Here is a 7781-nt window from a genome sequence, read left to right on the forward strand (position 1 = left end):
CTCCCTCACCTATTTCGTCATGGCCGTTTACAAATTAGTATCCGAGGGCGCCGCTGGGAAGAGGAGGCGACTGCGGGGCATACCCGGGGAAGTCGCAGAAACGGAGACCGTCATGTCATCAGCGCCCACGGCCCAGGGCCCGCTCGTCGTCGGGGTGGACAGCTCCACGCAGTCCACCAAGGCCCTTGTCGTCGACTCGGCCACCGGCCGGGTCGTCGCGAGCGGACAGGCCTCGCACCGCGTCAGCACGGGCGAACACCGCGAGAGCGACCCGCAGGAGTGGTGGGACGCGCTGTGCACGGCGCTTCACCAGTGCGGGCGAGCGGCTCGGGAGGCCGCGGCGATCTCGATCGGCGGCCAACAGCACGGGCTCGTCACGCTCGACAAGGACGGCAACGCCGTGCGGCCGGCCTTGCTCTGGAACGATGTACGGTCCGCCCCCCAGGCGCGGAGCCTCGTCGAGCGTCTCGGTGGTCCCAAGGTATGGGCCGATCGGGTCGGCAGCGTCCCGGGGCCGTCCTTCACCATCACGAAGTGGGCCTGGCTCACCGAGCACGAACCCGCCGTGGCCCGCGCCACCGCTGCCGTACGCCTGCCCCACGACTACCTCACGGAGCGCCTCACCGGGCTCGGCACGACGGACCGCGGCGACGTCTCCGGAACCGGGTGGTGGGCTTCGGGCACAGAGCAGTACGACGAGGGCATCCTCGACATGGTGGGCCTTGATCCGGCGTTGCTGCCCCGTGTCGCCCGCCCGGGCGAGGTCGTCGGTACAGTCCGCGACAGCGGTGACGACCTGCCCTTCTCCAGAGGCACCCTGATCGCACCCGGCACCGGCGACAACGCGGCAGCCGCCCTGGGGCTCGGGCTGCATCCCGGGACACCGGTAGTGAGCCTCGGCACTTCGGGCACCGTGTACGCGGTCTCGGAGAACCGTCCCGCGGACCCGACCGGCACGGTCGCGGGCTTCGCCGACGCACGCGGCGCGTGGCTGCCGCTGGCCTGCACGCTCAATTGCACGCTGGCCGTGGACCGGGTCGCCGAGCTGCTGCATATGGACCGCGAGGCGGTGGAGCCGGACGGTTCGGTGACCCTCCTGCCCTATCTGGACGGCGAGCGCACGCCGAATCTGCCCCACTCCTCAGGAGTGCTGCACGGCCTGCGGCACGACACGACGCCCGGACAGCTGTTGCAGGCCGCATACGACGGGGCCGTGCACTCACTGCTCGGGGCGCTCGACCTGGTCCTGGCCCCGGACGCCGACCGCTCGTCCCCGCTGCTGCTCATCGGCGGCGGGGCACGCGGGGCGGCCTGGCAGCACACCGTACGTCGTCTCTCCGGACGCCCCGTCCAGGTCCCCGAGGCCCAGGAGTTGGTCGCGCTCGGCGCGGCGGCGCAGGCGGCGGGCCTGCTGACCGGCGAGGACCCGGGCGCGATCGCGCGGCGCTGGGACACCGCCCGGGGCCCCGTGCTCGACCCCGTGGAGCGGGACGAAACGACGCTGTCCCGGATCTCCGGGGTACTCTCCGACGCGGCGCCGCTCCTGGACAGGGTGCCCCACGGGGAGTGAGGAATGACCGAGGCATGACCGCACCACTGCACGACGAGCGCCGCGCCACGTCCGGCGCGCGGTTGCCCGACACCCAGCAGGCGATGCGCCGTCGCAACCTCTCGCGGGTGATGCACGCCGTGGCCGCTCACGGACCGCTGTCCCGTGCTGCCGTGGCCTCACACATCGGCCTCACGCGTGCCGCCATCTCCACCCTCGTGGATGAATTGATCCGCGCGGGTTTCCTGGACGAGCTCGGCCCGGAGCGTCCGGCGCGGGTAGGGCGCCCGGGATCCGCCCTCGCGGTCAGCGCGCGGGGGCCCGTCGGCATCGGCGCCGAAGTGGGTGTCGACCATCTCGCCGCGTGCGCAGTCGACCTGAGGGGCGAAACCCGCGCACGCGTCGTGCGGCCGGCCCGGAATCGCGGGCGATCCCCCGTGCCGGTGCTGGAGGAACTCTCCATCCTGGTGGAGCAGGTGAACGCCGAGGCCCGGCAGGCCGGCCTGTCCCCCGCGGGCCTCGCGGTGGCCGTTCCCGGTCTGGTGGCGCGCGACGCACGAACGGTCGTGCGCGCACCCAACCTCGGCTGGCACGACATCGACCTGGGCAGGCTTCTGCCCACCGAACTGCCGTTGACCGTGGACAACGAAGCCAACTTCGGCGCACTCGCGGAGTTGTGGCTCGGCGAGGAATCGTCCGAGAACTTCCTCCATGTCTCGGCGGAGATCGGCATTGGCGCCGCGCTCGTCGTCGACGGGCAGCTGCTGCGCGGCACGCACGGCTTCGCCGGCGAAGTGGGCCACGTGCCCGTACAACCCGATGGACCTGCGTGCCCTTGCGGAGGACGGGGCTGCCTGGAGCAGTACGCGGGCGAGGAGGCCGTGCTGCGCGCCGCGGGCCTGGAGCCCGGCGCTGAGCGGAGCGAACTTCTCGCCGAGCGCGCCTCCGCTGGCGACGCGGCAGTGCGGCGGGCGCTGCACGACGCCGGGACGGCACTCGGCATCGCTCTCACCGGCGCCGTCAACCTGCTGGACCCGCAGGCGGTGACGCTCGGCGGCGCGCTGTCTCGTCTCGCACCATGGCTGTTGCCCGCTGTCGAGCGGGAGCTGGCAGCGAGGACGGCAGGCCGGGCCTGCGGGGTGACGGTCTCCGGTCTCGGCCCTGACGGGCCTCTGCTCGGCGCGGCGCACTCGGTGGCGCGGGCAGTACTGGATGATCCGGTGGGTTTGAGCGTGAGCTCGGGCTCGGGCTCAGCGTCGGGTGCGGGCGTGCCGGGCGGGCGTGCCGGGCGGGCGCGAGCCCCGCTGACGTCCGCCGGTGACCCGAACGGGTGACCGGGATATCCACAATCACGCTGCTGTACACAGATCCGAGCTACGCCCTTTCGCCTCAACCAGCAGGCGCCGTACCGTAATTCACGCGAGGCGCAGCTGCCCTGGTGGCAGGGACAGCGAGGCGGTGCCGACGCAGATCGGGGGATTCGATGTCGGGGGAAACCAGCGCTGGGCACGAGTGCGAGCTGCGAGCTGTCAGGCTTCGCGAGAACCTGTTTCGCGGCCCGTCCGGCCGGACCGACGAGCGATCCGGCCGGAGTGGAGCGAGGCACCGATGAGTGATTCCCGGGTCTTGACCGTGCGACAGTCCGACACGGACATCATCTCGACCGGTTCGGCGCGCCCTCTTGAGGACGCTTTCCGAATATCCCAGCTCGACCTGGTGCAGTGGCTCGCCCGTGACTACGGCTTGAGCGAGCTGGACGCCTATCAGTTCGCGACCCAGACCGTCGAGTCCCCGCTCGCCAACATCTGCGACACCAACTACACCTGCGCGGCCAAGATCCGCAAGGAATGGCTTCCCGCGCGTGAGACTCACCGTGGACTGCACACGCAGCTGCGCGAGACAGCCGTCTCGTTGCGGAACGTGGCGGTTCACCGCCCCTCCTAGCACCCAGCGTCTGTCGGCAGGGCAGCTCCTCCCGCCCGGTGTCCGGCGCTGCGGCTACTCCAATGCGGTGGTCCCTCCAAGCCAGGGGGCACCACCAATGCAGTGGGCTTCTGAAGTACAGCGCCAGTCCAGCCGTTCCCCCCACCGAGAGGCAGGCCAGTCATGGATCGAGAAAGACGCTCCCCGAGCAGACGTCGGCTGTTGCAGGGCGCGGTCGCCGCCGCCGTACCCGCAGCGCTCCTGCCCGCCACCCGGGCCGGCGCCCAGGCCCGAGCGGTCGACTATCCCCTGGCCGAATCGGTTCCGGCCAGCAGTTCCAACTACACGGCCGCCAGCCGGCCCAGCACCTATCCCATCGACTACGTGGTCATCCACGTCACTCAGGAGACGTACGCGGACACACTCGCCATCTTCAAGAACCCGGCGAAACAGGTCTCGGCCCACTATGTGGTGCGCTCCCAGGACGGCCACATCGCCCAATGCGTCCGCGAGCGCAACGTGGCCTGGCACGCGGGGAACTGGAGCTACAACACGCGCAGCATCGGCATCGAGCACGAAGGGTGGGTCGACAAACCCGAATACTTCACCAACGCGATGTACGAGCAATCCGCCGCTCTGACCGCGGCTGTCTGCTCCAAGTACGGCATCCCCAAGGACCGTGAGCACATCATCGGCCACCATGAGGTTCCCGGCTCGGACCACACGGACCCCGGCCCGTACTGGGACTGGTCGCGGTACCTACGCCTCGTCAATTTCGCCTGAAGAACCCGGACGCCCGGGATGGGATTGCCTCCTCCGCGTCCCGGATAGCAACTCCCCGCACTGCCCGGCTTCAGGACGTGTCCCGTGCCGTGTCCTTGTCGGCTCTCCTCTCCGGGGCGACGATGGCTGCACCGCATCGCCGTCCCGGGAGGCCAAGTTGACCGATCCATGGGTGGCCTTGGAGCCAGGTGCTGATCCCGACGAGCGGGTGAGGATGCTGCGCCGGGCCCATGAAAGGTTCACCGACATGGGGACGGTTTCCCGGCCGGTGCGCTCGGTGGTGGCCGACTCATGGCGACGGTCGGCCAAGGCGCGAGTGTGCCCCGAAGGCACCGGCGCGGCGGTGGAGCTGACCGACGGTGATCTGGGCGCGTATCGGGCGGAGCATCCGCTGGCACGGGTGATGCCGCTGTTCCGGGAGTTGATGGGTACCTTCGCGGCCGATGGGGAGCATCTGCTGGCCGTGTGCGACGCGCAGGGCAGGCTGTTGTGGGTCGAGGGTCACCCGCAGACGCGGCAGCGTGCCGGGCGGATGAACTTCGTGCCGGGGGCGCGGTGGGCGGAGTCCGCCATGGGGACGAACGCGCCGGGGACTGCGGTCGCCGAGGACCGGCCGGTCCAGGTGTTCGCCACCGAGCACTTCATGCGGCGCGTTCAACCGTGGACGTGCGCGGCGGCTCCCGTGCACGACCCGCGGACGGGACGGCTCATCGGCGCGGTCGACATCACCGGTGGGGACGGCCTCGCGCACCCGCACAGCCTCGCCTTCGTGCAGGCGGTCGCACGGGCGGCGGAATGCCAGCTGGCCCTGATCACCCCATCGATGGGCACTGGCGAAACCGTAGAGCTGGCCGCTCTGGGCCGGGACGAGGCACTGCTCGTCGTGGGTGGGCGCAAGGTGCGGCTCAGCCGTAGGCACAGCGAGATCGTCGTGCTGCTGGCCCGCCATCCGGAGGGGCTGACCGGGGACGAGTTGCTGTGTGCGCTGTACGAGGACGAGTCGGTGCCGCCGGTGACGTTGCGGGCCGAGCTGGCGCGGCTGCGCCGGGTTCTCGGGGCCGAGTTGCTCCGGTCGCGGCCGTACCGGCTGGCGGCCCCCGTCGAGTGCGACGTCGACACCGTCGAGCGTCGTCTGGGGGCGGGGGCGGTGACCGCGGCCGCGGCGGCGTACGCCGGGCCACTGTTGCCCCAGTCGCAGGCGCCTGCCCTGGTCCGGCTCCGCCGCAGACTCGCCGACCAGCTGCGGTCGGCCCTCGTCGACCGCAACGACCCCGACCTGCTCGCGGACTGGGCTCACGCACCGTGGGGAGAAGACGACCTGATGGTGTGGCGGGCGCTGGCATCGCTGCGTCCGTCAGCGCCGGTGCTGGCTCGCTTGAGGGAGCTCGACACGGAGCTGGCCTCATCGGAATCGGACGTGTCCGGTCGGTGGCCGGGGAGGGGGCTCAGGTAAACGGCACGCCGTTCACCGCCGCTCCTGCAACTCGGTGGTCGCGCCATTGGCGGCCCTTCGGCCCTTCATCAGCGAGACCGCTCCAGCCCTCTACGAACCGTTCGAAAGTTCGAAACGGGAAGCCCGTAAGCCAGTACACGTCCTTGCTGAGGTCTCGGGTGTCTCTCCTCCGAGCGGAAGGCATCGCAACGTCGGCGCAACGTCCGTACTCCTAGCCTCCGAGTGAGAGCTGCCCGAGGGCGGGCAGCCTTCCCCGGGAGGCCAGCCAAGATGACCCGTTACGCAGCGCCCGGTACCGAGGGCGCGATCGTCTCCTACCAGTCGCGTTACGACCACTTCATCGGCGGCGAGTATGTGGCGCCAGCCCGTGGCCAGTACTTCGAGAACCCGAGCCCGGTCAATGGCCGGACCTTCACAGAGATCGCCCGAGGCACCGCCGAGGACGTCGAGCGGGCCCTCGACGCGGCGCACGCGGCGGCGCCCGCGTGGGGGCGCACCTCCGTGACCGAGCGCGCCGACGTCCTTCGAAAGGTCGCCGACCGGATGGAGGCCCACCTCGAGGAGCTCGCGGTCGCTGAGAGCTGGGAGAACGGCAAACCGATCCGCGAGACGCTGGCCGCCGACATACCGCTCGCCATCGACCACTTCCGGTACTTCGCGGGCGTCATCCGCGCACAGGAAGGGTCGCTGAGCGAGGTCGACGAGGACACCATCGCGTACCACTTCCATGAGCCGCTCGGTGTCGTCGCGCAGATCATCCCGTGGAACTTTCCGATCCTCATGGCCACGTGGAAGCTGGCGCCGGCGCTCGCCGCGGGGAACGCCGTCATACTCAAGCCCGCCGAGCAGACCCCGGCCTCCATCCACTACTGGATGAGCCTGGTCGCCGACCTGTTGCCGCCGGGGGTGGTCAACATCGTCAACGGGTTCGGGGTCGAGGCGGGCAAGCCGCTGGCCTCGAGCGCGCGCGTCGCCAAGGTGGCCTTCACCGGGGAGACCACCACGGGGCGGTTGATCATGCAGTACGCCTCCGAGAACATCAAACCGGTGACGCTGGAGCTGGGCGGCAAGTCGCCGAACATCTTCTTCGACGACGTGTGGGCCGCCGACGACGACTTCCGGGACAAGGCGTTGGAGGGGTTCACCATGTTCGCCCTCAATCAGGGCGAGGTGTGTACCTGTCCGTCACGGGCCCTGGTGCAGCGCGGGCACTACGGCGAGTTCCTCGAGGCCGCCGTCGCGCGCACCGAGCAGATCAAGGCCGGGCACCCACTCGACACCGACACCATGATCGGCGCGCAGGCCTCCAACGATCAGCTGGAGAAGATCCTCTCCTATCTGGACATCGGCCAGCAGGAGGGCGCCAAGGTGCTGACCGGTGGTCAGCGCGTGGACTACGACGGCGAGTTGGCCGGTGGGTACTACGTCCAGCCGACGATCTTCGAGGGTGACAACCGCATGCGGATCTTCCAGGAGGAGATCTTCGGCCCTGTCGTGTCGGTCGCTTCGTTCAACGACTTCGACGACGCCATCAAGATCGCCAACGACACGCTCTACGGGCTCGGGGCGGGGGTGTGGACGCGCGACATCAACACCGCCTATCGGGCGGGCCGCTCGATCCAGGCAGGCCGCGTCTGGACGAACTGTTACCACGCGTATCCGGCCCATGCGGCGTTCGGTGGCTATAAGCAGTCCGGCATCGGCCGCGAGACGCACAAGATGATGCTGGAGCACTATCAGCAAACCAAGAACCTCCTGGTGTCGTACTCACCGAAGAAGCTCGGCTTCTTCTAGACGCACGAAAAAAGGCGCCTGACCTGGGCTTTTGTCGGTCAGGCGCCTTCCGCTCGGCCCGCTCAGAGGAGGGCCCGATTTACGTCGTAACTCCCATTTTCTCCCACCGCTATCCCACTCCTGACCAGCTCTTCCGGTCTATTTCCGGTCCAAGTCCCGACTCACCCCGCAGGTGCCGAGCCCTGGCTGACGCGGTCCCACTCCTGCATGGACTGCTCAATCAGCCGGTTGGCCTGCTCCCGGACGCCGTCCAGGAACTTTGCGTAGTGCCGGAAGAGG

The 7781-nt window shown here is 69.6% G+C and carries 5 protein-coding genes and 1 pseudogene; all 6 read left to right on the forward strand.

Translation table 11 applies throughout. The annotated features are described in order from the left end of the window. Positions 1-112 precede the first annotated feature (112 nt). The 6 genes and pseudogenes from xylB to ACFVYL_RS34400 all read left to right on the forward strand — a co-directional run bounded on the left by xylB (position 113) and on the right by ACFVYL_RS34400 (position 7502). Entirely contained in the window at positions 113-1570 is a 1458-nt protein-coding gene (gene xylB, locus ACFVYL_RS34375; protein ID WP_389723031.1) for a xylulokinase, read from the forward strand. A gap of 14 nt (positions 1571-1584) precedes the next feature. Next, entirely contained in the window at positions 1585-2883 is a 1299-nt protein-coding gene (locus ACFVYL_RS34380; protein ID WP_389723034.1) for an ROK family protein, read from the forward strand. Positions 2884-3187: 304 nt separating this feature from the next. Next, positions 3188-3493 (forward strand): annotated as a pseudogene (locus ACFVYL_RS34385) (acetamidase); the annotation flags it as partial. A 162-nt stretch (positions 3494-3655) separates the two neighbouring features. After that, complete coding sequence (locus ACFVYL_RS34390; protein ID WP_389723037.1) at positions 3656-4255, forward strand: N-acetylmuramoyl-L-alanine amidase; 600 nt, start codon at positions 3656-3658, stop codon at positions 4253-4255. A gap of 157 nt (positions 4256-4412) precedes the next feature. Continuing rightward, the gene (locus tag ACFVYL_RS34395) at positions 4413-5708 is read left to right on the forward strand and encodes a GAF domain-containing protein (protein ID WP_389723040.1); all 1296 of its coding nucleotides are present in this window, start codon (positions 4413-4415) and stop codon (positions 5706-5708) included. Between the two features lie 270 nt (positions 5709-5978). After that, complete coding sequence (locus tag ACFVYL_RS34400; protein WP_389723043.1) at positions 5979-7502, forward strand: aldehyde dehydrogenase family protein; 1524 nt, start codon at positions 5979-5981, stop codon at positions 7500-7502. Positions 7503-7781 lie beyond the last annotated feature (279 nt).

The sequence above is a fragment of the Streptomyces sp. NPDC058308 genome (assembly GCF_042880275.1).
Lineage (GTDB): Bacteria > Actinomycetota > Actinomycetes > Streptomycetales > Streptomycetaceae > Streptomyces.

Bases quoted from the DNA above. Each gene is read 5' to 3' on its own strand.
- xylB (WP_389723031.1), top strand. From the start codon at position 113: ATGTCATCAGCGCCCACGGCCCAGGGCCCGCTCGTCGTCGGGGTGGAC.
- ACFVYL_RS34380 (WP_389723034.1), top strand. From the start codon at position 1,585: ATGACCGCACCACTGCACGACGAGCGCCGCGCCACGTCCGGCGCGCGG.
- ACFVYL_RS34400 (WP_389723043.1), top strand. From the start codon at position 5,979: ATGACCCGTTACGCAGCGCCCGGTACCGAGGGCGCGATCGTCTCCTAC.
- ACFVYL_RS34390 (WP_389723037.1), top strand. From the start codon at position 3,656: ATGGATCGAGAAAGACGCTCCCCGAGCAGACGTCGGCTGTTGCAGGGC.